The sequence below is a fragment of the Jeotgalibacillus haloalkalitolerans genome (assembly GCF_034427455.1).
Lineage (GTDB): Bacteria > Bacillota > Bacilli > Bacillales > Jeotgalibacillaceae > Jeotgalibacillus > Jeotgalibacillus haloalkalitolerans.
Map to the genome: position 1 here is coordinate 1 of NZ_JAXQNN010000019.1, position 323 is coordinate 323.

At 50.8% G+C, this 323-nt stretch carries 2 tRNA genes; both read right to left on the minus strand.

Going from position 1 to position 323, the window contains the following annotated elements:
- Window positions 1-2: 2 nt before the first annotated feature.
- Window positions 3-76 (minus strand) — tRNA-Arg (locus UFB30_RS16550).
- A gap of 9 nt (window positions 77-85) precedes the next feature.
- A tRNA-Leu gene (locus UFB30_RS16555) sits at window positions 86-171 on the minus strand.
- Window positions 172-323: the final 152 nt, after the last annotated feature.

Sequence of the window (323 nt, forward strand, 5' to 3'; positions counted from 1 at the left end):
GGCGCGCCCGAGAGGAGTCGAACCCCTAACCTTTTGATCCGTAGTCAAACGCTCTATCCAATTGAGCTACGGGCGCTTACTTGTTTGGTGCGGTCGAGAGGAGTCGAACCTCCACGGGATTTCTCCCACTAGGCCCTCAACCTAGCGCGTCTGCCATTCCGCCACGACCGCTCGTTTTCGAGCGACAAGTAATATTATATCAATATAACTTCTAGTTGTCAATGCTTTTTAAAAAAGAAATAAAAATGCGGGTGGAGGGACTTGAACCCCCACGCCTTGCGGCACTAGATCCTAAGTCTAGCGTGTCTGCCAATTCCACCACA